Here is a 21,346-nt window from a genome sequence, read left to right as displayed (position 1 = left end):
CTAGGCTGCTGGCTAACGCCGACCTGCTGGCGTTGCGCACAATCCATCGGCACTCCATCAACCGGAGCCCCGATCCATAGAGGATCATTGCCATGATCCAAGAAACCCCGTCAAGCGCTGCCAGCAACACCTCAACCTCCGACCGCGTGAGCACGACCGGCAAGCGCTGCGACCGTTTCGCGCGCACGACATCGTCAAGCCACCCCGGATCCAGTTGCGCGGTTTGCCAAGGTTCCCTGTGCCCTTCTTAACGTCATTGAGAATGAGGTCTTGGGAGGGCGAGGCTCCCGCCGAGCCGCCGCACCATCGCCGCGCCGGCGGCTCGCCAGAAGACTCGCCCTCCCAGATTCGCCGACCGATGTCACAGATCTGGATCAAGGCGCCCGCTGGACGATTGCGGGCATGACGGCCCGGGACCGGAGCCACGGGCTGTCTCTCAGAGGAAGTCAGCCCGCAAAGCCCTCCGCGGACGACTTTGCCGTGGCCCTTCATTGGCCGAGCCGCACCAGCTTGCAACTTCGCTGGCAACCGGCCACAGTACACGCCCCTATGGAAGATCTCGCTCGCGAGTCGGTGGCGCTGCACGCCCAGATCCACGGCAAGTTGGAGGTGAAGAGCAAGGTTGAGCTCAAGACGCGTAAGGACTTGAGCCTGGCGTACACCCCCGGCGTGGCGCAGGTCTGCCTTGAGATCGCCAAGGATCCGGCAAAGGTCTTCGACCTCACGATCAAGCGCAACACCGTCGCCGTGGTCTCCGACGGCTCGGCCATTCTCGGCATCGGCAACCTCGGCGCTGCGGCCGCGTTGCCGGTGATGGAAGGCAAAGCGGTGCTGTTCAAAGAGTTCGCCAACGTCGACGCCTTCCCGATTTGCCTCGACACGCAGGACGTCGACGAAATCGTGCGCGTCGTACGCGCGATTGCGCCGGTATTCGGTGGCATCAACTTGGAGGACATCTCGGCACCGCGCTGCTTCGATGTCGAAGCGCGGCTGCAGGATCTCGGCATTCCCGTGTTCCATGACGATCAGCACGGCACCGCGATCGTCGTGCTCGCCGCGCTGCTCAACGCGTTGAAGGTCACCAATCGCAAGTTGAGTGACTGCACCATCGTCTTCAGCGGCAGTGGCGCCTCGGCGATCGCTTGTGCGCGCTTGATCCAGCACTGCGGCCAGGAGCCCGGCGACATCATCCTGTGCGACTCGAAAGGCATCGTGCACGCGGGCCGCACGGATCTCAACCCGCACAAGCGCGAGATGGCCGCGCACACCAATCGCCGCGGTCTCGCCGGTGGTCTCAGCGACGCATTGCGCGGAGCGCACGTCTTCATTGGCTTGTCGCAAGCGAATATAGTCACGCCCGAGATGGTGCGCACGATGCACCCGCATCCCATCATCTTCGCGATGGCCAACCCGACGCCGGAGATCCTGCCCGATGCCGCTCGCGCCGGCGGCGCCGTGGTCGTCGGCACTGGCCGCAGCGACTTCCCAAACCAGATTAACAACGTTCTCGCCTTCCCCGGCGTCTTTCGCGGCGCCCTCGACGCGTGCGCGACGGCGGTCAATGAGGACATGAAGCTGGCGGCCGCGCACGCGCTCGCGAGTTACGTCATCGAACCCACGCCCGAGCGCGTGTTGCCCGATCCGCTCGACAAGAAGGTCGCCTATCAGGTCGGCACGGCGGTCGCGGATGCCGCGCGCCGCACCGGCGTCTGCCGGCGTTAGTCTCGTATGCAACGATTGGCTTTCACGCTCGTACTCAGCTTGGCCGCTCGTATCGCGGCGGCGCAAGTGATGGACGGGGGCAGCGACCCCATCGGTCAAGGCAGCGGCGCCCTCTCCGACGTGAGTACGAGCGTTCATAACCACACCCTGTCGCTTCACGAAGCGAGCGCGGGCTCCATGCACTCCGGCTCCGTACGCGATGCCAGCGTCGGCAGCATGCTGAGCGGATCGGTTTCCGATATCAGCGCCGGCCCGGTCAGCGGCAGTGGGGGCACGTTCGCGACCATCAGCGTCGATGACGCCACCGTCGGCGCGGTGAAGATGGACCGCGATGCCGAGCTCGGCGAACGCATCGCCGAGCCCCTGCACGATCTCCGCTCGCTGCGCGAACAGTTGCTCGCGATTGAGCCCGTGCAGCAGGATTCGCCACAACTCGAAGGGTCGAGCGTGGCCCAAGCCGATGCCGGTGAGGCGGACCTCGGTGATGCGCCAGCGGATGAAGCCACCGGCGATCCGCCGAGCGACAACGCGGTCGTTGATGACACGGAGCCAGCGCCGCTGGACGCCGCGGAAGCTCCGCCAGCAGAAGATTCCGGCTCACCCGACGAGTGACCGGCTTTGGTCGGCGTCCGGTGTCGCCCCGCGTTGTTTACGCGACAACCCCACATGGAACTACGTGACGCGATCGCCGTCGTAACTGGTGGCGCCCGACGCCTAGGGCGGGCGACGGTGGTTGCTCTCGCCCGCTCGGGGTGTCACGTCGTCGTCAACCACCATCAGTCCCCGGAAGCAGCGGCCGATACCGTCCGTGAAGCGCAAGCCTTGGGCGTACGCGCGGAAGCGTTTCGTGCCGACGTTCGAGAGCGTGACCGCGCCCACGCGTTGATCGACTTCGCTATCGCGACGTTCGGTCGTCTTGATCTGCTGGTTGCCAACGCGGGAGTATTCCGGCGCACGCCCATGGCTGATGTAACCAGCGACGACTGGGACGATATGATGCGGAGCAACCTCGACACACTTTTTTACTGCGCGCAGCGAGCGGCGCCACATTTGCGCGAGCGCCGCGGTGCCATCGTCGCATTCGCCGATGTCGCCGCCATCCGCCCCTGGGTGGACTATATCCCCTACTCCATCGCCAAGAGCTGCGTCGTTGCGTTGGTCCGTGATCTCGCCCGGGAGCTGGCGCCGCAGGTGCGCGTGAATGCGATTGCGCCCGGCCCGGTGTTGTTTCCGGATGGCTTCGATCCGGCGCTGCGGCAGCGCGAGATCGACCGCACCCTGTTGCGGCGCGCGGGCACGGCGCAGGACATCGCCGACGCGGTGCTGTTCCTCGCGCGATCCGACTACATCACCGGCGTGGTGCTCCCGGTCGACGGCGGCCGCCTCCTGTATCGCCGTGAAGCCTGACCAGTTCTGGACGGTGATCTTCGGATGCTCGGCGCCCGTCGAGATCGAGATCGGCGCCGGCCGCGGCGCATTTCTGTTCGCTGCCGCCACCGCAGTGCCTGCGCACAACTTCCTCGCCATCGAACACTCCGCTACCCGAGCCGCCAGGCTGACGCGTGACAGTGGGCAGCGCGCCCTGGTGAACGTGCGCGTACTCCATGCGGACGCAGGATGCGTCGTCGAGCAGCTCGTTCCCGACAACTCGGTCGCGGCCTATCACATCTACTTTCCCGATCCGTGGTGGAAGCGGAAACACTACAAGCGCCGCTTGTTCACGCCGTCCTTCGTCGCAGCACTCGGACGCAGCCTCGCGCCCGGCGGACGCGTGTACGTCGCCACCGATGTTGAGCGCTACTTCCAGGAGATCGTCGGTTTGTTGGGCGAGCGACTCCAGCCCGACGAGGCACCACGACCGCACGCGATCGTCACCCGTTTCGAACAGAAGGCATTGGTGCGCGGCGCAACGACGCACGCTGCGGTGTTTCGCAAGGCGATGGCGTAGGCTCAGGCGGCGGCGATCACTTCGCCGACGACGGCAACGATCGCATCGGCGTCGATGCCATGCGCGGCCATCAGCTCGGCTGGCCGGCCAGAGCGCGAGACCACCGCAACCGCGAGCTTGTGAACGCGGACCCCTTCGGTAGCCAGCGCGCTTAGAACGGCGTCGCCAAGTCCGCCGTCCCAGTAATGGTCTTCAACCGTAATCAAGGTATTGTTGGTCGCGCGCGCCGCCCGCAGCAGTCCCTGGCGATCGATCGGCTTCACCGAATACGCATCGATCACGCGGATGCGGACGCCTTCAGCGAGCAGACGCTCGTACGCCTTGAGCGCCTCGAATAGCGTCACACCCGCAGCCACGACCGTAGCCTGGTCCGCATCGCTGGCCTTCAACACCTTCGAGCCGCCGATAGGAAACTGTTCGGAGCTTTCGTACAGCACGGGCGTCTTCGGACGCGAGAGGCGCAAGTACACGATACCATCGATCGCAGCAGCCGTGCCGACCAGGCGTTCCGCACTGACGGCGTCCGACGGGTACAATACGGTCGAGTCCGGCACCGCGCGCATCATCGCGATGTCCTCGAGGCCCATCTGCGATGGACCATCTTCGCCAATCGACACGCCGCAATGCGAGCCGCCCAGTTTCAGATTGGCTTGCGAGATGGCGGCCATGCGGATGTGATCAAAGCCGCGGGTGAGAAAGCAGGCAAAGCTCGATACAAACGGAATCTTACCGCACGCCGAGAAACCGACGCCCGCCCCGATGATGTTCTGTTCAGCGATAAATCCCTCGAAGTAGTGATCCGGGTGCGCCTTGAGAAACCGCTCGGCGAAGGTAGAGTTCTTCGTATCACCATCGAGCACAACGATGCGGGGATCGACATCGCCGAGCTTGGCCAGCGCGGTGCCGTAAGCTTCGCGCGTGGCGACTTCGTCCCCGAGCTTGTAGGTCGGTGCGGCCATCGCGGTCCTGCGGGCAGGCGCGGCGGCCGCGCTCGCGCGCTCGGGGCGGCGGATGTCCGCCACGCCAGGGTCGACGCCGTTGCTCTGCCGGACTTCGGCAATCGCGCGATCGAGCTCTTCGCCCTTCTTGAGCGGCTTGCCATGCCAGCCATCCTTGTTCTCGAGGAACGAGACGCCCTTGCCTTTGAGCGTGCGCGCGATGATGGCGACCGGCCGACCTTTCACAACCTCGGCGGCGTGCAGCGCGTCGACGATGGCGCCCATGTCGTGCCCGTCGATGCTGACCGCGTGCCAGCCGAACGCCTCAAAGCGTTTGCGGTAGGATTCGACGTCCCATTCGTACATCGTGCGTTGACTCTGGCCGATGGCGTTCACGTCGATGATCGCAACCAGGTTGTCGACCTTGTGGTACGCGGCGAATGCGGCCGCCTCCCATACTGAACCTTCGGCGGTTTCGCCATCGCCCATCAAGACGAAGACGCGGTACGGACGCTGGTCGAGATACTTCCCGCTGAGCGCGACGCCGACGCCGATCGATAGGCCTTGCCCGAGCGAGCCCGTGGCGCCGACTGTGCCGGCGAAGCGCGGCGTCGGGTGTCCTTCCAATTCGCTGTCGTAGCGCCGTAGCGTGAGCAGCCGATCGATCGGAAACAGACCCGCTTCGGCCCATGCCGCATAGAGCAGCGGTGCGGCGTGACCCTTCGAAAGAACGAAGCGGTCGCCGTTCGGATCCCGCGGATTGCTTGGGTCGTAGCGCATTACGGAGAAGAACAGTGCGGCGACGATGTCGGCGGCCGACAGACATGAGGTCGGGTGCCCCGAACCGGCTTCGGAGGTCGCGCGCATCGAGTGGACCCGCAGGTGCGCTGCGCGCGCGCGTAGAGCTTCCAATGTGGTGGCCGAAATACTCATCGACTCACCTGTTCGTGCGCCATCTTTCGCGCCGACATCTCGCAATTCGTTCGTCTGTACTGCCATGATCCACCCCTCCTCCGCCCAAGCGTTGTGTCAGCGCTCCGCGTGCCCGTATCCCATCGGACGTTCCACCAGCCATCGGTGGAAACACATTCAACTCCTGCCCGTCCTGTAGCACCGAAGTCACTTCCAGATACTCGTCACCCGATACCAGCATTCCGGCGTGTTTGGGCGGAATGCCGAGCTGGGCGATCACGTCGCCGACAGTGGCCCCTTCACGCAACTCGACATCGAAGCCGTCCCACTGATCGGCCTTCAGATGCTTGCGCAACGCCGCGTGCAATTTCACTCGCACTCGCATCATCACCTCGGCGATCCGTGCGCGGCGCGGGGCACCACACGGTTACGCCCATGGATCGTGGTCGCGTACGTGAAGCGCGGCAGCTGATAGTCGGCGAACTCGCGCCACTGCGCGCGCCGTTTGATCATCCCGTGAATCACGCCCATCTCGGCCACACCATTCTCGTCGCCCAAATACATCGCACCGACCAGCGTTCCGTCCTTGTCCACAACCAGCTTACGGTACAGCCCCTCACTGCCGCCCAGCAGCTTGACGTCGTCCGTCGGGCCTTCGCGAAAGCGGCCGAGTTCAGCGAGCGTGACGTTGAACAACTCGACGACATTCATCCCGAGGCTGCCGGGGTACGCGAGCCGCTTGCCCGCCATATTGCTGCCCGCGACGCGGCCCTGGTCCACGGCGGTCGGCCAGATCGCGTGAATCGTCTTCGCATCCGAGAGGAAGTCGTTCACTTCGGCAACATCGCCGGCCGCGTAGATATCCGTGCAATCGGTCTGCAAGAACTCGTCGACCACGACGCCCGTGTTCAGCGCACACGGACCACCCGTGAGCGCGCCAATGTTGGGCCTCACGCCCGCGGCAACCGCGATCATATCGGCGGCAATGGACTCGCCGCCCTTGAGCGACACTTCGATCTTGTCCGCCGTCGGCGCGACGGCTTCGACGAGCGAGCCGATCCGGACCGTTACCCCCTCGTCTTTCACGGCTTGCCCGAAGCGCTTGCCGCCTTCGCTGTCGAGCAGTTGCGGCAACAATTGCGGCGCCATCTCGACGATGGTCAGGCGGATGTTGAGTTTGCGAAGCGCTTCGGCCGCCAACATGCCGATGAAACCCCCGCCGATGACAACGGCCGTCTGCGCCTTCTCGGCCGCGGCTTTCATGCGCTTCGCATCGTCGAGGGTCCACAGATAGTGATGCGGAACCGTGTCGAGGCTATGGATCGGCGGTACGCTGCACTCCGACCCGGTCGCAATCAGCGCCTTACCGTAGCGAACTCGCCGCCCATCGGCGAGGACGATCTGCTTGGCGCTGGCATCGATGCTGGTGACCGTCGCGTCCTCCATCAACTCGACACCGGCGCGCTCGTAGTCCGGGCGTTGGCGGATCAGTAACTCATCGAGCGCCATCTCCCCCGCAACGAAGTACGGCAGCGCGACGCGCGAGTACGCGGTACCGTGTTCGCGGTTGAGCAACACGATTTTACCGACTCGATCGAACTTTCGAATGGAATCGATCGCCGCCAGCGTGGCGGCGCTGTTGCCAATCAGAACGTACTGACATTCCATGGATGCGACGACTCGACCGACGCGCGCCCTCAGTGGGACGCCGGCGTGGTGAGGGATTGTTGAATCGTGGCAGCGTAGATCTTTTGTTTCGCGGTGGCCGTGGTCTCGATCTCGGCATACTCGAGCGCTTGTGGAACGCAGAACTGCACGCACTGGGGGCCTTCGGGAACGTTGCGGCAGAGGTCGCAATTCTGCGCGACGCCGACCTCGGGATGAAAGCTCATCACGCCAAACGGGCACGCCAGCAGACACATCTTGCAGCCGATGCAACGGTCTTCATGAATCAAGATCTGGCCGTCGGGTTCCTTTTGGATCGCAACCGTTGGACAGACGGTGGCGCACGGCGCATCGGCGCAGTGGACACACGTCATCGGCAGGTAGAACTGCTCCTCGTAGAAGTCATTCACGCGGATGCGCGACAAGGCGGGAACGAATGCACCTTCATGGGCGAACGAGCAGGCCACCTCACACTCGCGACACGCAGTACACTTCTCTTGGTGGACGATGATCTGCTTCATGCCCTCCCCCTTCTCCCCATCTCGACCGACGGTCTCGCTGTCGGCCGTGCGACGCCACGCATTGAAGAACGCATTACCAGAATCACTGTGGGACTCCAAGGGAGTTTCCGGCACCAACGTGGAGCGGATACTGCCCGGAGAAACAGCCGTGGCAGACGCGGCCATCCGGCTGGGCCGCCCGCATCACCCCGGGCAGCGACAGATAGCCGACTGAGTCAACACCGAGGACACGCGCGATCTCCTGCTCGTCACGGCCGACGGCAATAAGGAGCCGCTCGTCGGGAATGTCGACGCCGAAGAAGCACTCGTGGCGCAGCGGCGGCGCGCTGATTCGCATGTGGACGGCGCGTGCTCCCGCGTCACGCAACAGCGCCGCGAGGGCGCGCGTCGTGGTACCGCGCACCAGCGAATCATCGACGAGTACGACCCGCTGACCGCGAATGGCCGGGCCGTAGATGTTGTACTTCAGGCGTGCGCGCAGGGCGCGCGTCTCTTGTTCGGGTTCGATGAAGGTACGGCCGACGTAGTGATTGCGAATCAGTCCATGCACCAACGGCAGGCCGGCTTCCTCTGCAAAGCCCTGGGCCGCGAAATTCCCGGAGTCCGGCACGGCAACGACGCAGTCCGCGTCTGCTGGCGCCTCGCGCGCCAATTCCCGCCCGAGAGCCACTCGCACTTCGCCTACGCTGCGGCCGAAGACGACGCTGTCGGGTCGCGAGAAGTAGATCCATTCGAAGACGCACGGACTCGCCTCGGCATGACCGATGTGGCGACTCTCGATCCCCGCATCGGTGATGCATACGAGTTCGCCCGGCGCGATCTCGCGGCGCACCTGTGCCCCGACTAAGTCGAAGGCACACGACTCCGAGCCGACGACCCAACCGTCGCCTAGCGTGCCCAACACCAGCGGTCGAAACCCGTATCGATCGCGCACAGCATACAACGCTCGCCCGTGAACCATCAGCAGCGAGAACGCGCCGACGGCGCGGCCAAGAACCTCGACCACCGCGCTCGTCCAGTCCCGTCGATCGATCGCGCGGAGCGCTTGTGCAAACACGCGCGTGTCGGATGTGCCGTGCGGCAACGCCGGCGCCAGCTCTTCAGGATTGAGCAGATTGCCGTTGTGACAGACGGCGACCAGCTCTGACCCCTCACCATTCGCGAGCGGCTGCGCGTTGTCGAGGGTCGAGGTGCCGCTGGTGGAGTAGCGGTTGTGGCCGATCGCGACGTCGCCAGAGAGTCCGCTGACGATGGTCTCGTCGTAGACCTGATCCACGAGGCCCATGCCGACGTGACGCTGCCAGCGCGCACCGTCACCTACCACCATGCCGGACGACTCCTGACCGCGATGCTGAAGCGCATGCAGGCCGAGATACGTGAGCCGCGCGGCCGCGGGCAGGCCGAAGACGCCGAAGACACCGCACTCGTGGCGCAAGCCCGTAGTCATGTTGTCTCCCTCAAACGACGAGGGCCGATCCCTATGGACCGGCCCTCGAATCACCTACGCGCTCGCGTGCGCGCCGGCGGGTGGCGCGTCTGCTGCGTGGCCACCGCGAAGGCCGCAGAACTCCTCGTAGTCGATCAGCTTCGTCACCGTCGGGTTGGGACCGCAGACGGGACAGTTCTTGTCCTTGCGCAGCTTGTGGATACGCAGTTCCATGCTGAGCGTATCGAAGTAAATCATCCGCCCGATGAGCGGCTTGCCGATGCCGAGGAGCAGTTTGATGGTCTCAAGCGCTTGCACGGTACCGACCAACCCCGGAAGTACACCTAAGACGCCGGCCTCTTGGCAACTCGGCGCGGCGCCCGGCGGCGGTGGCTCTGGGAACAAGCAGCGGTAGCACGGTCCACGATGCGGATAGAACACCGAGGCCTGGCCTTCGAACTGAAAGATGCTGCCATGCACGTTGGGCTTTCCGGTCATCACGCACGCGTCGTTGACCAGGTAGCGAGTCGGGAAGTTGTCGCAGCCATCGACGATCACGTCGTAGTCTTTGATGATTTCGAGGATGTTCTCCGACGAAAGCCGATCCTGGTATCCGATCACCTTCACGTCGGGGTTCAGCGCGTTGAGCGTGAGGCGCGCCGACTCCACCTTCGACACGCCGACGCGGTCGTTGGTGTGGAGAATCTGGCGCTGGAGGTTACTCATGTCCACCACGTCGTTGTCGACGATGCCAAGCGTGCCGACACCGGCGGCGGCGAGATAGAACGCGGAGGGTGATCCCAGTCCGCCCGCGCCGATGAGTAGCACCTTCGATTCCAGCAGTTTGGCCTGCCCCTTTTCACCGACCTCAGGCAGGATGAAGTGGCGGCTGTAGCGATTGAGCTGTTCCTTGCTGAACTGGAAGTCCTGTTCCCAGGGGTAGCCGGCGCCCTTCCACGCGGAGTAGCCGCCGGTCATCGAGATCACTTTCGCGTAGCCCATCTCGCGTAGCTGTTTGGCCGCCAGTAACGACCGTGTCCCACCGGCGCAGTAGGCGATGATCGGTGCATCCTTGTCCGGCACGGCCTCTTCGGCGCGGATTTCGAGGAAGCCACGCGGCAGCGAGACGGCACCGTGCAGATGCCCCTCGCGATACTCCTCGCGCTCGCGCACGTCGATCAACGTGTACCCGCCGCCATTCGATAGGCGCGACCGCACCTCGTCGATCCCCCACTCAGGCACGGCCTGCCGGGCTTCTTCCATTAATTCCTTAAACGTTTTCGCCATGGCTTATCCCTCAGCGCGTGATCGGTTTCCGGCGGCAAATATAGCGCCCCGCCACCGTCGCGTCTATCCGTCAAGGGTCCGTCGACGCAATCTAGTACGCGGCCTTCTCGGCGTCTCGGTAGCCGGCGAGGAGATCCTCCAGCAGAGCGTCGCGGCCACCTTCAGCGAGCCTCTTCGAGCGACCCATCAGCACCTCTTTCGGTTCGATGAAGTCGGCACGATTGTAGCCCCAGATCTTCGGATGAACGTAGGTGTCCATCCGAATCGCGTCGCACGGGCAGGCTTCGACGCACATGCCACAGTAGATGCAGCGCAGCGTGTCGATCTCGTAGCGCAGGGGAAACTTTTCCACGGTCGGGTCAGGATGTTGGCCGGCTTCGATGTAGATGCAATTGGCCGGGCACGCGGTCGCGCACAGGAAGCAGGCGGTGCAGCGCACCGAACCGTCGGTCTTGAGCGTAAGCCGGTGACTGCCGCGGTAGTTGTCCGGGTAGCGCTTGTGTTGCTCGGGATATTGCACGGTGATCGCCGCCTTGCGATTTTTCGCAAGACCAACCGCGTGCATCGCGTGCAACGACAGGTTGCGCCAGAAGCGATAGCCGGTCACCACCAGTCCGCGGAGGAGTTCCCGAACGTACCAGCGTTCGAGCAGAGTTAAGTCTCTTGCTTGTTCCATAGAGTATTCGGACATCTCGTATTCAGCGACAGCCGCAATGTCAATGTGATGTAGCCGCGGCCGCTCAGTGGCAACGATCATTCCCGAGCGGAGCGCGGCCGGCGAGGCGCAACTCTTCGAGGCGAAATTCGAGCACCTCGCCCAGCGCGCCAGCGCGCGCATCGAGAGACGTCATTTCCAGCAGCCCCTGCTTCTCCAGGGGCGCTAGCTCGAGCGCGTAGCAGAAGAAGTTGACCAGCAATTCGTCCGAGAGCGAGGGATCCCGCAACAGCTTGCGAGCCGGAGTCTCCGGTTGGCTCATCAGGAAGCGATCGAGAAGCGTCGACAGGTAGCGGCGGCGCTCGCTGCCGATGGTCGCCCCCAACACCGACGGACGCCACACGATCTCGGCCTGGCGATACATTTTATCGCCAGTCTCCCGCACAATGCTGAACTCGCGGATCCCGTGCAACAGAATGTTGAAGCGACCGTCGGGGAGCGCTTCGGCGCTGACCATTCGACCAGCGCAACCCGTCAAGAAGATCGGTGGAGTGCCGTGGTAGTCCTTTTGCCAGTCGCCACGAAGCAATGTCATGCCGATCACCTGATCGCTCACGCGGGCATCACGGACCATCTCCCGATAGCGCGGCTCGAAGATGTGCAACGGTAGTGGCACGCCGGGAAACAGCACGACATTGGGCAGCGGAAAGATTGGAATCAGCCGCGGCAAGTCCATGCACGGCAGACCTTAACAGGTTCGATTGGCCACGAAAAGACGGTCACTCGTGAGCTCGTCGGCACGCGGGACAGAGCCCAAAGAAGGTAAGCGTGTGGCGGTCGATACCAAATCCGGCTCTGCGGAGGTGTGCCGCGCCCGCCAGATTCCCGGCGTTCGTCGGCAGATCACTGATCGACCCGCAGGCGTCGCACATGAAGTGTTCGTGCTCGTCGAGTCGTCCATCAAAGCGGGTACGGCGCGGCCCGAGTTCGACGATACGGATGCGACCCTCGGCCGCCAGTTTTTGAAGATTCCGGTAGACCGTCCCGAGACTGACACGGCGTAGCCGCCGGCGCACACGCTCGTGCACTTGCTCGGCCGCCGGATGGTCGTGTGCCGCCTGTACCACGTCATAGGTTGCGTCGAGCTGGCGCGTGCGCCGTGCGCTGGAGCTTCGCGGAGTCTCGGGGTGCGCGGCCTTCATGCTGTGCGGCCGTCGGCGAAATCGTCCGCTAACGCGCGGCGCACGACGTCATCAAGGAGTGTCGCCGCTTGATAGTGGGGATGATCCACAACCAATCGAACGGAATCGCGGCCACTCACAAACCGTTGGCGCGCAGCCGCGTCGAACGCGAAGCGCACGTACTGCACCGCGCTCAATTTGTCTTCTTTGCTACGGCCGGCCTCGAACTCACCCTTGACGCCGACGTCGCCGATCTCGAACCGCACGGCCTCTTCGATGCCGTGAAGGCGCACCAATCGCTCGCGAATGTGCTCCTGCTCAGTGATCTCGATCAACATCGTGCTGCTCAGTTCACCGGGGTGCGGGATGAGTTCATTGTAGCAGTCCAGTTCCTCGCGCACCTTGTCGAGATCGGTGATGCGTTCGGCGCGCAGCATCTCTTGAATCTGGAAAAAGACCGTATCCCGATTCTCGAAGACGAACGTAATGTCCTCGCCCACGCTCACGCGGCGATGCTTCTTCAACGCGATAATGCGGCGACGAAACTCGTCGCGTTCGCGTTCGTATCGATCGAGGCCGATGACTTGGTCGAGACGGATCGGTTCCATGGCGAGAACACTGGGCGGCGGCGGACATTCTCCCGCCGCCGCCAAAATGCTTACAGGGACAGGCTGTCCAATCCCTTCTGGAAGCGGCCGGCGTGCGACTTCTCGGCACGCGCCAGAGTTTCGAACCACTCGGCGATCTCGTCGAAGCCTTCGCCTCGCGCAGTCTTCGCGAACCCGGGATACATCTCGGTGTACTCGTAGGTCTCGCCTTCGACCGCCGACTTGAGATTCTTTTCGGTGTCACCGATCGGCACGCCGGTGCAGGGGTCTCCGACCTCCTTGAGGAAGTCGAGGTGGCCGAACGCGTGGCCAGTTTCGGCTTCCGACGTATCGCGGAACAATCCCCCAACGTCGGGGTAACCCTCGATATCCGCGCGCCGTGCGAAGTACAGATAGCGGCGATTCGCTTGCGATTCGCCCGCAAACGCGCCCTTCAAATTTTCGTGCGTCTTGGTTCCCTTCAGAGCCTTGGCCATCGTGATCCTCCTTATCAGGAATTATTCCTAGTTGTCGGCGTTATGTCTTAGCGGCATCGACGAGTCAAGGTGGCCAGACCCTGACTTGCCTCAACAACCGCGACCCCGTACACCGATTCATCGCAGCGTGAGGCTGCGCCAAGGAGATCGTGATGCTCAAGCAATTTGCGCTGGCACTATTGTTCGTCATCCTCAGTGCCGGCTGTTCGGACAACCAGTCGGCTCCCGCAAAGCGCCCGGTAACTCCGCTCGATTTGTCGACAGTCGGTTCGGTCGGCGGACGTGTGCAATTCGAAGGCGCCGCGCCACAACCTGCTGCACTGAAACTCGGCAGCTTCGCCGAGTGCGCCGCGCAGCACGACGGACCTATCTACCCCGACGATGTAGTCGTGAAAGACGGCAGCCTCGCGAACGTGTTGGTCTATGTAACGAACGGACTCGGTGTCCGCAGTTTCGCGGTTCCGGAAGCACCGGTGGTCATCGACCAGAAGGGTTGCGTGTTCGTGCCGCGCGTCGCCGGTGCTCAAAGTGGGCAACCGATTCGCTTCATGAACGGCGATCCCTTGGTTCACAACGTTCACGGGGTTCCCCAAATTGCGAGCGGATGGAACTTCATGCTGCCGGTACGGGGCGCGGCGCGCAATGTAACCATCGACAAACCCGAGGCCGTCATCGAACTCAAGTGCGACATCCATCCGTGGATGAAAGCCTATCTCGGTGTGTTCGATCACCCGTACTTCGCGGTGACCGGCGCCGACGGGAAATTCGAATTGCGCAACCTACCCCCTGGCGACTACGAGATCGCCGCCTGGCACGAACGCCTCGGGACCAGCAGCGCGAGAGTCTCCCTCGCCCCGAAAGAGGCCAAGGAAATCAGCTTCAGCTTTCCGAACAAATGAAGACGTGGGGCGACTAGAAACCTTTCACTTTGGGTGCGCGGTCGTAGAGGTGATAAACGAGGCCAAAACCGATCGGAACGATCGCCGCCACGATCAGCGGACTCGCAGCCGAAGGGACGTGCTGACTCACCATCATGAACACCAGCGGCACCGACATGTAGGTATTGTGGCGGGAGCGTAAGCCCGCCAACGCGACCAGCGCCGCGTCTGGCGCCTCCCCATTTTTGACCGCCGTGATGATCTTCTGTTGCGACGGCCAGATGCGGAACCAGACGTTGAAGGCCATGATGGTGCCGAACATCGCGCCGAGATGAATCGCGTAGCCCCGGTAGCTGAACCCGGCGAACCATGCCATCAGGCACACGACCACAGTCGCGAGGATCACGCCTCCAATGAAGCCCTTCTGCAAGTCCTTGAGTGGACCCTTGTAGAGGATGTCGTAGGCAAACACGCCGAGGAATGTCACCGCGATCATGATGAACGCCGGCAGACCCCAGTTGGACTGCATGTCCTTGAACACGAGATTCGAGTGGTAGTAGACCAGCAACAGCAGCAGTACGCCGGTCCCCCACGTCCACACCGCGCCCCAGCGGAACCAATAGAGGGCGCGCGGCATCAACTCAGGTACGACCTTCTTCTTGGTCTCCGCGTCCATGGTGGCCGCGAACGGGCCGTTCACGAAGTTGAAGAAGTAGAGGTGCCCAATCCAAACGATCCCGGCTAGCACATGGAGCCAACGGAACAGTCCATCCAGATATTCCATCGTTCCCCCTCCTCAATCGCTGTTCTGCGAGCTTGCCAGCTGCCGCTACGCGCCGGCTACGCTTCCAGTACTTGTACGCTGGGGCGTTGGCGCAGGCGCTCAATCCACGCCGGCACCTGACGCAAGCGCGGATCGAGCTCGACCCCCAGCTGGGGCAGGATCAATACCCGCGGCGCGAAGGCGACATCGGCGAGTGAAAACTCTCCCGCTAGAAACTCCTTGCCATCGAGCGCGCCTTCCAAGCGGATGAGCGCGCGCGCCAATTCGGCTTGGTACCGCTTCAGCTTCTCGTTGTCGCGCTCGCCCTCGCCCTTGGCCAATTCGGTCAACACCAGTGTCGCCACTGGCAGAAAGGAATTGTCGCAATAGTCTTCGAGAGTGCGCACGCGCCCCCGACCGGCGGAATCCGACGGCATCAGCGGCGGGTGGGGATACTCGTCCTCCAAATATTCGTTGATGATCGTCGAATCGTAGACGACCAACTCCTCATCGACGAGCACCGGTACCTTGCCGTAGGGGTTCAGCTTGAGAAACTCGGGGGTGCGCTGCTCGCCCGCTCGCAGATCGACGAACACCCGCTCAAATTCCAATTCCTTCTCGGCCAGCACCACCCGGACCTTCTGAGCAAACGGACAATCCGGATGGTCATACAATTTGATCATTCACCGCCCCCTCGCGCCTGCAACTCTGCCAAACCGCCCGCGACCATTGCAGAAAACCCCCGCAGTGTCCACCCAGTCGGCGCTACAAGACGTGTTCCCAGGCGTGATAGGAGCTGCGCACCAGCGGCCCAGATTCGACGTGCCGGAAGCCGAATTGGAGCGCTTCAGCGCGCAGCGCGACGAATTCATCGGGCGGCAGATATCGTTCGACCGGCAAGTGACTCGCGGTCGGGCGTAGATACTGGCCGAGGGTAAGAATGTTGCAGTCGACCGCTTGCAGGTCGGCAAAGACACGCCGCAGTTCGGCACCCTCTTCACCCAAACCGAGCATCAGTCCTGTCTTCGTGATCAGATCGGCACGCCGGTCACGCGCTTGGCGCAATACGCCCAACGTGCGCTCGTACCGCGCGCCAGCGCGTGCGCGCTTGTAGAGCCGCGGCACTGTCTCGGTGTTGTGGTTGAACACGTCGATCGGTGAGTCGACCACTGTCTCGACCGCCGCCAGATCCCCCTGGAAGTCGGGGACCAAGACTTCCACCTTACAGCTCGGTACCAGATCCTTGATGGCGCCAACCGTGGCCGCGAAGTGCCCTGCGCCGCCGTCCACCAGATCATCGCGATCGACGGAGGTTACCACCACGTGCCGCAAACCGAGCCGCGCGACCCCTTCAGCGACGCGCATCGGCTCATCGGGGTCGAGCGTCGTCGGGCGGCCGTGCGTCACCGCGCAGAAGCCGCAGTTACGCGTGCAAACGTCGCCCATGAGCATGAAGGTCGCCGTGCGATGGCTCCAGCACTCGCCGATGTTCGGACAGTGCGCCTCTTCGCAGACGGTGTGCAGCCGCAGTTCGCGCACGGTCCGCTTGGTATCGTGAAACACCTCGCCGCCAGGCGCGCGCACTTTGATCCAATCGGGATGCCGTCGCCGCACCACGGATGCCTCGGTTACACTCACGCCGCCACCTCTTCCATCGCGCTCGCCACGAACAGGTCACTGAACTCGCGGGCTACAACCGTGGCAACCTGCTCAACCGTGGGGGCACTCGGTAGGAGCTCCGCTAACGAGGTGACGCGTAGGCCAGGCAAACGACAGGGTACAATCGCGCGGAAATACGAAAGATCGGTCGAGACATTCACAGCAAGTCCGTGAAGCGTGACCCAGCGCCGCAGGCCGACACCGATCGACGCAACCTTCGCGTCGCCAACCCATACGCCCGTACCGCTTGAGTGGCGATGGGCGACTACGCCCAGCGCCGCGCAACTTCGAATGACCACGTCCTCGAGGCGCTGCAGGTACCATCGTACATCGCGTCGGACTCCCGTCAATTTGATGATCGGATACGCCACCAACTGTCCCGCTCCGTGAAACGTAACGCCACCGCCACGACTGACGCGGAACGCCGGCACACCGAACTGCACCTCCGCACCGCGCAGGTCCGCGGCATCGGCGCCGCGTCCGAGGGTGTAGACGGGATTGTGTTCGAGCAGTAACAACTGATCCGGGACGCGATCGGCGATCCGCTCGCTGACGAGTTCTTCCTGCAGCGCAAGTGCCTCGGCGTAGTCGATCCGACCTAGTTGCCGCACGGTCAGCGTCATCCGCTACTCCATCACCAGCGCTACCGGATTTTCGAGTAGCCGCTTCAACTCTTGCAAAAACTGCGCGCCCTCAACGCCGTTGAGCACCCGATGATCGCAGGAGAGCGTCACGCGCATCGTTCTGGCGACAACCAGCGCGCCAGCGCGCGCAATCGCGCGCTCCTTTACAGTGCCGACTGCCAAGATCGCGGCCTGTGGCGGATTGATCACGGCGGAAAACTCTTCGACGTCGAACATCCCGAGGTTGGAGATCGTGAACGTACCACCCAACATTTCGTCGGCTGAGAAGCGGCCGCCGCGGGCCTTCCCGCTGAGCGCGCGGGCGGCGGCCGCGATCGTCTCCAAGGACAGTCGCTCGCACCCTTTCAACACGGGCACGAGCAAGCCATCGTCGACGGCAGTAGCGATTCCAATGTTGACCGCCTCGGAGAACCGCAGGCCATCGTTGTCCCAGGCCGCGTTGACCCGCGGATGACGCTGCAGCGCGAGGGCGACCGCTTTGATCAGCAGATGAGTCACGGTGACCGGCTCGCGCATCTTCCCGGTCTTTTCCAACGACGCTCGCAGCGCGATGGCGGCATCCATCTCGACTTCACCGGTGAGGTAAAAGTGCGGCACGTCGCGTTTCGCCTCGGCCATGCGCTTCGCGATGGTGAGGCGCATCTTCGAAAGCGCCACTCGACCCGCTGGCGCCGCTGGCACGACTGTCGGTGCCGCTTGTGGCATCGGCTCAACGTCACGCCGGACGACGCGCCCGTGACCTCCGCTGCCAGCGATGGCCTGGACCGCAACACTACGCTCCTGCGCGGCACGTCGAGCCAGCGGAGTCGGTGGGGGTACGGGCGCGGCTGGCTTTGCCGGGGGCGCCGACTTACTCACTCCGCCGTCTCTCGCGGCGACGCCCTCGTTCTCCGCGCCCAGGACCGCGATCACTGCACCGACGGGAGCCGTATCGCCTTCGTTGACGGTGATCGCCGTCACAACACCGGAGTGCTCCGCCTCCAGTTCCATGTCGGCCTTGTCAGTTTCAACCTCGGCTAAGATGTCTCCGGCCGCGACACGATCACCGACGTGCTTGAGCCAGCGTACGATGGTGCCTTCGGCCATCGTGTCGGTCAGCTTCGGCATGGTGATGTCGGTAGCCATTTGGGGGGATTATACCTACGCCGGCACGCGGCGAAAGGCGACGGGACAAATCAGCTCACAAAAAGTCTCGGAAGGCGTGGCTGCCGCACCGGAGCAAAGGAGCGCCGATGCACGGGGCACGGGCCGCAGCGCTCAATGGCCTCAAGGTGGGCCTTGGTGCCGTATCCCATGTTGACCGCGAATCCGTAGTGAGGATAGCTCGCGTCGAGTTCCACCATCATGCGATCGCGCGCCACCTTCGCCACGATCGACGCGGCGGCGATGGAGAAGCTGCGCGCATCACCCTTCACCAACGGCAACTGCGGCACGTCGATTCCCGGAACGCGTCGGGCGTCGACCAGCAGGTAATCGGGTTCCACGCTAAGGGCAAGAATCGCAAGCCGCATGGCCTCGAGCGCGGCGTGATAGATGTTGAGCCGATCGATGTCTTTGACGCTCACGACGCCGATTCCCACCGCGGTCGCTTGTGCGTAGATCGCTTCCACCAGTTGTTCGCGCGCCGCCCGGCGAACGATCTTCGAATCATCAACGCCGCAAATGCGGGCGGTAGCCGGGAAGACGACCGCCGCCGCCACCACCGGACCGGCGAGGGGCCCGACGCCCACTTCATCCACCCCCGCGACGCGCTGATATCCGCGCTGCCAGAGATCACGTTCGGGTCGTAGGAGCACGCCCATTCGCGCCGCTTGTCGCCGCCGATTCACCACCACCTCCGCGCTCGCTTCATACGACCCGGCGCACACGGTCGTCAACTAGCCGATCACGCCGCGCCGACGCAGCCGCCGATGATGACGGTAGACAGCGAGTTGACTGACGACCGCTCCGAAGAAGTCGACGCCGCTATCAGAGAGGGACGGAGTACGGCTCGGCACGAACGCTTGATGCGCTTCGTCGAGCAGAGCATAGCCACCCGCGATGATGAGCGCCTGCAGCATCCAGCCTGCGCGCCACTGCTCGACGCGGCCACGCCGTGAAGCCCAGAACACCAGCCCGCCGAGCACGAAGAATTCGCTGAAGTGTGCGACTTTGCGCACCGCCGTGTGCGCGGCCAAGATGTCGGGGGTCGCCCATCCCGGAAACAGCCAGCGCAAGAGGGGATCGATATAGCGGTTGGTATTCGTCGCAGAGAACGCGTCGGTCGACAGCAACGAGATCACCGCCATCCAAGCGGCCACCGTGCCCCAGTACCAGAGCAAAGTCAGCCAGAGCCGCTGCCGCGACACGGGCGCTGCGGCGCTGAGCACGCGCATGGAAACCGGTTCGTCACTCATCGCACTGCTGCGCTTGTACTGACGTGCGCCAACGCCCGCAAGCCGTGCACGACACGCGCAAGTCGACTTCTCCCACCAAAGGCACTAAGAGCAGCCCTCATGGCTCGACTCGCGCTCGTAGTGCTCGGCATCGCACTGGCCGCAGCGCTCGCGCTGTGGCTGCTGCAGCCCGCCCCACCGCCATCGGTGCCGCCCAAGCCCCTGCCGACGGCGACGGTTCCGCCAACAGCCGCAACCCAGTCTGCACCATCGTCGCCGCCACGATTCCGTCTCGCGGGGGTAGCCTCTGGCGGGGCTAACGCGTACGCCGCCATCGAAGATCCCAACGGAGTGAGTGCGTTGTACCGAGTCGGTGATGAAGTGACCGGGCTCGGTCGCGTCGCCGGCATCACCCCACAGGAAGTTCTACTCAGCACTGAGAACGGGCCGCTGACCCTGCGGGTGCGACCTGCGCCGACCAAGACCCCGGCGCCCGCCACGGCGCGGCCCACGACCGCCGAGCCTACGGCTTCTCAGCGGGTTTCGCGGAGACGGACTGCGCGACCACCTGCTGCGGACGACAGCGCTCCAGAATCGCCACCTTGAGGCGCTCCGGATCAACTGGCTTCTTGAACAAAACGCTCTCCAACCCTTCGAGGCGGCTGCGCTTAATCACGTGGTCGCGATCGTAGTAGTAGCCCGTCATCAGTATCACTGGCGTCTGCCCGCGCCGCTTGATCTCCATGAATAGATCGTAGCCATCGAGGTCGGGCATCACCACGTCAGTGACGACCAGATCGACCGGCGCCCTCTCCATGACGCTGAGCGCCTCGAGCCCGTTGTTAGCGGTGAACACGTTGCAACCCTCCGCGACCAGGAGGTCGCGCAACGAGCGACACACGCCGAGATCGTCGTCGACAACCAGAATACGCAAGCCGGCAAGGGGCTGCGCGCTCACCGGTGCGGGCTTGGCGCCCAAATCGGTCATCTGCTTTCCGTCCAGATACTCGCGCGTATCGTACTCGCCGCCGCCGGCCATCTCGACGAGCCGATTGATCACGACCTGGATCTGATCGATCTCACGGCGAATCGCTTCGAGTCGCTCTTCCTCAACCACCGCCTGCTCGTCGTTCGCCACTTCACGCACGAAGCGCCGCAGCAACTGCGCCTGGTTGAGAATGATCTCGAGCGGACTGTTGATCTCGTGGCACAGCGCCACCGTCACCTCTCCGAGTGTAGCGAGGCGATCCTTGCGGCGGATCTCACGGAGGTCTTTGGCAAACCCGATCGAGCCAATTTCGATCCCGTCCTCGTTACACAAGATGGAGCCGGAGATCGCCACGGGGAGGTGTTCGCCCCAGCGGTTCACGAAGATGGTTTCAAAGTTCTTCACTTTGCCCGGCCCGCCGTGCTCGCCGCTGCGCATGGCCATCATCACGCGATGCGCTTCCTCGTAGGAGGGATAGAGCCGCAACACATTCTGCCCGAGAATCTCGGTTGCCGTATACCCGAGATTCTTCTCCGCTCCGTCGTTGTAGAACATGACGAGACCCGAACGATCGGTGGCCACCACGATGTCAGGTGACGATTCGATCAGTCGCTCAAAGTACTCAGGCGGAAACTGTGTGAGTTTGGTTGGACTGGCCATCGGGCCACGTTGGGACGCCGCTGAAGATGCCATAGGGTTG

24 protein-coding genes are annotated in these 21,346 nt (G+C 63.5%); 5 read left to right on the top strand and 19 right to left on the bottom strand.

Translation table 11 applies throughout. The annotated features are described in order from the left end of the window. Positions 1-549 precede the first annotated feature (549 nt). Genes HYR72_23785 through trmB form a run of 4 tightly spaced genes read left to right on the top strand, consistent with a single transcriptional unit; the run spans position 550 to position 3,670 of the window. Entirely contained in the window at positions 550-1,722 is a 1,173-nt protein-coding gene (locus HYR72_23785; protein ID MBI1818012.1) for an NADP-dependent malic enzyme, read from the top strand. A 6-nt stretch (positions 1,723-1,728) separates the two neighbouring features. After that, positions 1,729-2,334 (top strand): hypothetical protein, encoded by a 606-nt coding sequence (locus HYR72_23780; protein ID MBI1818011.1) that lies wholly within the window; start codon positions 1,729-1,731, stop codon positions 2,332-2,334. Between the two features lie 54 nt (positions 2,335-2,388). Further along, positions 2,389-3,129 carry an SDR family oxidoreductase gene (locus HYR72_23775; GenBank protein ID MBI1818010.1) on the top strand — a complete coding sequence of 247 codons (741 nt, stop codon included), beginning with the start codon at positions 2,389-2,391 and terminating at the stop codon, positions 3,127-3,129. Continuing rightward, the gene (gene trmB, locus HYR72_23770) at positions 3,119-3,670 is read left to right on the top strand and encodes a tRNA (guanosine(46)-N7)-methyltransferase TrmB (protein ID MBI1818009.1); all 552 of its coding nucleotides are present in this window, start codon (positions 3,119-3,121) and stop codon (positions 3,668-3,670) included. The genes HYR72_23775 and trmB overlap by 11 nt, the downstream gene beginning before the upstream one ends. A gap of 2 nt (positions 3,671-3,672) precedes the next feature. Here the strand turns inward: trmB and HYR72_23765 are convergent, their stop codons facing one another. From HYR72_23765 to HYR72_23715, 11 genes are all read right to left on the bottom strand, one after another. Next, positions 3,673-5,541, bottom strand: a complete 1,869-nt coding sequence (locus tag HYR72_23765; GenBank protein MBI1818008.1) for a transketolase — start codon at positions 5,539-5,541, stop codon at positions 3,673-3,675. Positions 5,542-5,545: 4 nt separating this feature from the next. Next, positions 5,546-5,908 carry a MoaD/ThiS family protein gene (locus HYR72_23760; protein MBI1818007.1) on the bottom strand — a complete coding sequence of 121 codons (363 nt, stop codon included), beginning with the start codon at positions 5,906-5,908 and terminating at the stop codon, positions 5,546-5,548. Next, complete coding sequence (locus HYR72_23755) at positions 5,908-7,188, bottom strand: NAD(P)/FAD-dependent oxidoreductase (protein ID MBI1818006.1); 1,281 nt, start codon at positions 7,186-7,188, stop codon at positions 5,908-5,910. Before HYR72_23755 ends, HYR72_23760 begins: the two co-directional genes overlap by 1 nt. Positions 7,189-7,217: 29 nt before the next feature. Continuing rightward, positions 7,218-7,706, bottom strand: a complete 489-nt coding sequence (locus HYR72_23750; GenBank protein ID MBI1818005.1) for a 4Fe-4S dicluster domain-containing protein — start codon at positions 7,704-7,706, stop codon at positions 7,218-7,220. 82 nt (positions 7,707-7,788) lie between these two features. After that, positions 7,789-9,153 carry an amidophosphoribosyltransferase gene (gene purF, locus HYR72_23745; protein MBI1818004.1) on the bottom strand — a complete coding sequence of 455 codons (1,365 nt, stop codon included), beginning with the start codon at positions 9,151-9,153 and terminating at the stop codon, positions 7,789-7,791. 54 nt (positions 9,154-9,207) lie between these two features. Further along, a complete protein-coding gene (moeB, locus tag HYR72_23740; protein ID MBI1818003.1) occupies positions 9,208-10,419 on the bottom strand; it encodes a molybdopterin-synthase adenylyltransferase MoeB in 1,212 nt (403 codons plus the stop codon). Between the two features lie 91 nt (positions 10,420-10,510). Beyond that, positions 10,511-11,110, bottom strand: a complete 600-nt coding sequence (locus HYR72_23735; GenBank protein ID MBI1818002.1) for an NADH-quinone oxidoreductase subunit I — start codon at positions 11,108-11,110, stop codon at positions 10,511-10,513. A gap of 49 nt (positions 11,111-11,159) precedes the next feature. Continuing rightward, positions 11,160-11,810: an LON peptidase substrate-binding domain-containing protein gene (locus HYR72_23730; GenBank protein ID MBI1818001.1), complete on the bottom strand. Its 651-nt coding sequence runs from the start codon at positions 11,808-11,810 to the stop codon at positions 11,160-11,162. Between the two features lie 43 nt (positions 11,811-11,853). Further along, positions 11,854-12,276, bottom strand: a complete 423-nt coding sequence (locus HYR72_23725) for a transcriptional repressor (protein ID MBI1818000.1) — start codon at positions 12,274-12,276, stop codon at positions 11,854-11,856. Then, positions 12,273-12,863, bottom strand: coding sequence for a DUF3501 family protein (locus HYR72_23720; GenBank protein MBI1817999.1), 591 nt, complete (start codon positions 12,861-12,863; stop codon positions 12,273-12,275). The genes HYR72_23725 and HYR72_23720 overlap by 4 nt, the downstream gene beginning before the upstream one ends. A 50-nt stretch (positions 12,864-12,913) precedes the next feature. Next, positions 12,914-13,339 (bottom strand): rubrerythrin, encoded by a 426-nt coding sequence (locus tag HYR72_23715; GenBank protein ID MBI1817998.1) that lies wholly within the window; start codon positions 13,337-13,339, stop codon positions 12,914-12,916. A gap of 152 nt (positions 13,340-13,491) precedes the next feature. Between HYR72_23715 and HYR72_23710 the strand changes: the two genes are divergently transcribed. Continuing rightward, the gene (locus tag HYR72_23710) at positions 13,492-14,238 is read left to right on the top strand and encodes a hypothetical protein (protein ID MBI1817997.1); all 747 of its coding nucleotides are present in this window, start codon (positions 13,492-13,494) and stop codon (positions 14,236-14,238) included. Between the two features lie 13 nt (positions 14,239-14,251). Here HYR72_23710 and HYR72_23705 read toward each other — a convergent pair whose 3' ends face one another. The 8 genes from HYR72_23705 to HYR72_23670 all read right to left on the bottom strand — a co-directional run bounded on the left by HYR72_23705 (position 14,252) and on the right by HYR72_23670 (position 21,306). Then, positions 14,252-15,001 (bottom strand): urate hydroxylase PuuD, encoded by a 750-nt coding sequence (locus HYR72_23705; GenBank protein MBI1817996.1) that lies wholly within the window; start codon positions 14,999-15,001, stop codon positions 14,252-14,254. A 56-nt stretch (positions 15,002-15,057) separates the two neighbouring features. Continuing rightward, on the bottom strand, positions 15,058-15,663 hold the full coding sequence (locus HYR72_23700) for a glutathione S-transferase family protein (GenBank protein MBI1817995.1): 606 nt from the start codon (positions 15,661-15,663) through the stop codon (positions 15,058-15,060). Between the two features lie 82 nt (positions 15,664-15,745). Continuing rightward, positions 15,746-16,618 carry a lipoyl synthase gene (gene lipA / locus HYR72_23695; protein ID MBI1817994.1) on the bottom strand — a complete coding sequence of 291 codons (873 nt, stop codon included), beginning with the start codon at positions 16,616-16,618 and terminating at the stop codon, positions 15,746-15,748. Next, entirely contained in the window at positions 16,615-17,262 is a 648-nt protein-coding gene (lipB, locus tag HYR72_23690; GenBank protein MBI1817993.1) for a lipoyl(octanoyl) transferase LipB, read from the bottom strand. Before lipB ends, lipA begins: the two co-directional genes overlap by 4 nt. Before the next feature lie 3 nt (positions 17,263-17,265). Then, positions 17,266-18,408 (bottom strand): 2-oxo acid dehydrogenase subunit E2, encoded by a 1,143-nt coding sequence (locus HYR72_23685; GenBank protein MBI1817992.1) that lies wholly within the window; start codon positions 18,406-18,408, stop codon positions 17,266-17,268. Positions 18,409-18,458: 50 nt separating this feature from the next. Continuing rightward, positions 18,459-19,112 carry a ribonuclease HII gene (locus tag HYR72_23680; protein ID MBI1817991.1) on the bottom strand — a complete coding sequence of 218 codons (654 nt, stop codon included), beginning with the start codon at positions 19,110-19,112 and terminating at the stop codon, positions 18,459-18,461. 48 nt (positions 19,113-19,160) lie between these two features. Continuing rightward, complete coding sequence (vanZ, locus tag HYR72_23675) at positions 19,161-19,679, bottom strand: VanZ family protein (protein ID MBI1817990.1); 519 nt, start codon at positions 19,677-19,679, stop codon at positions 19,161-19,163. Positions 19,680-20,181: 502 nt separating this feature from the next. Beyond that, positions 20,182-21,306: a response regulator gene (locus HYR72_23670; GenBank protein ID MBI1817989.1), complete on the bottom strand. Its 1,125-nt coding sequence runs from the start codon at positions 21,304-21,306 to the stop codon at positions 20,182-20,184. Positions 21,307-21,346: the final 40 nt, after the last annotated feature.

Source organism: Deltaproteobacteria bacterium (genome assembly GCA_016178705.1).
Taxonomy (GTDB): Bacteria; Desulfobacterota; Binatia; order HRBIN30; family JACQVA1; genus JACOST01.
The sequence above is the reverse complement of the archived record's forward strand: the minus strand, read 5'-3'. Positions and strand labels throughout refer to the sequence as shown.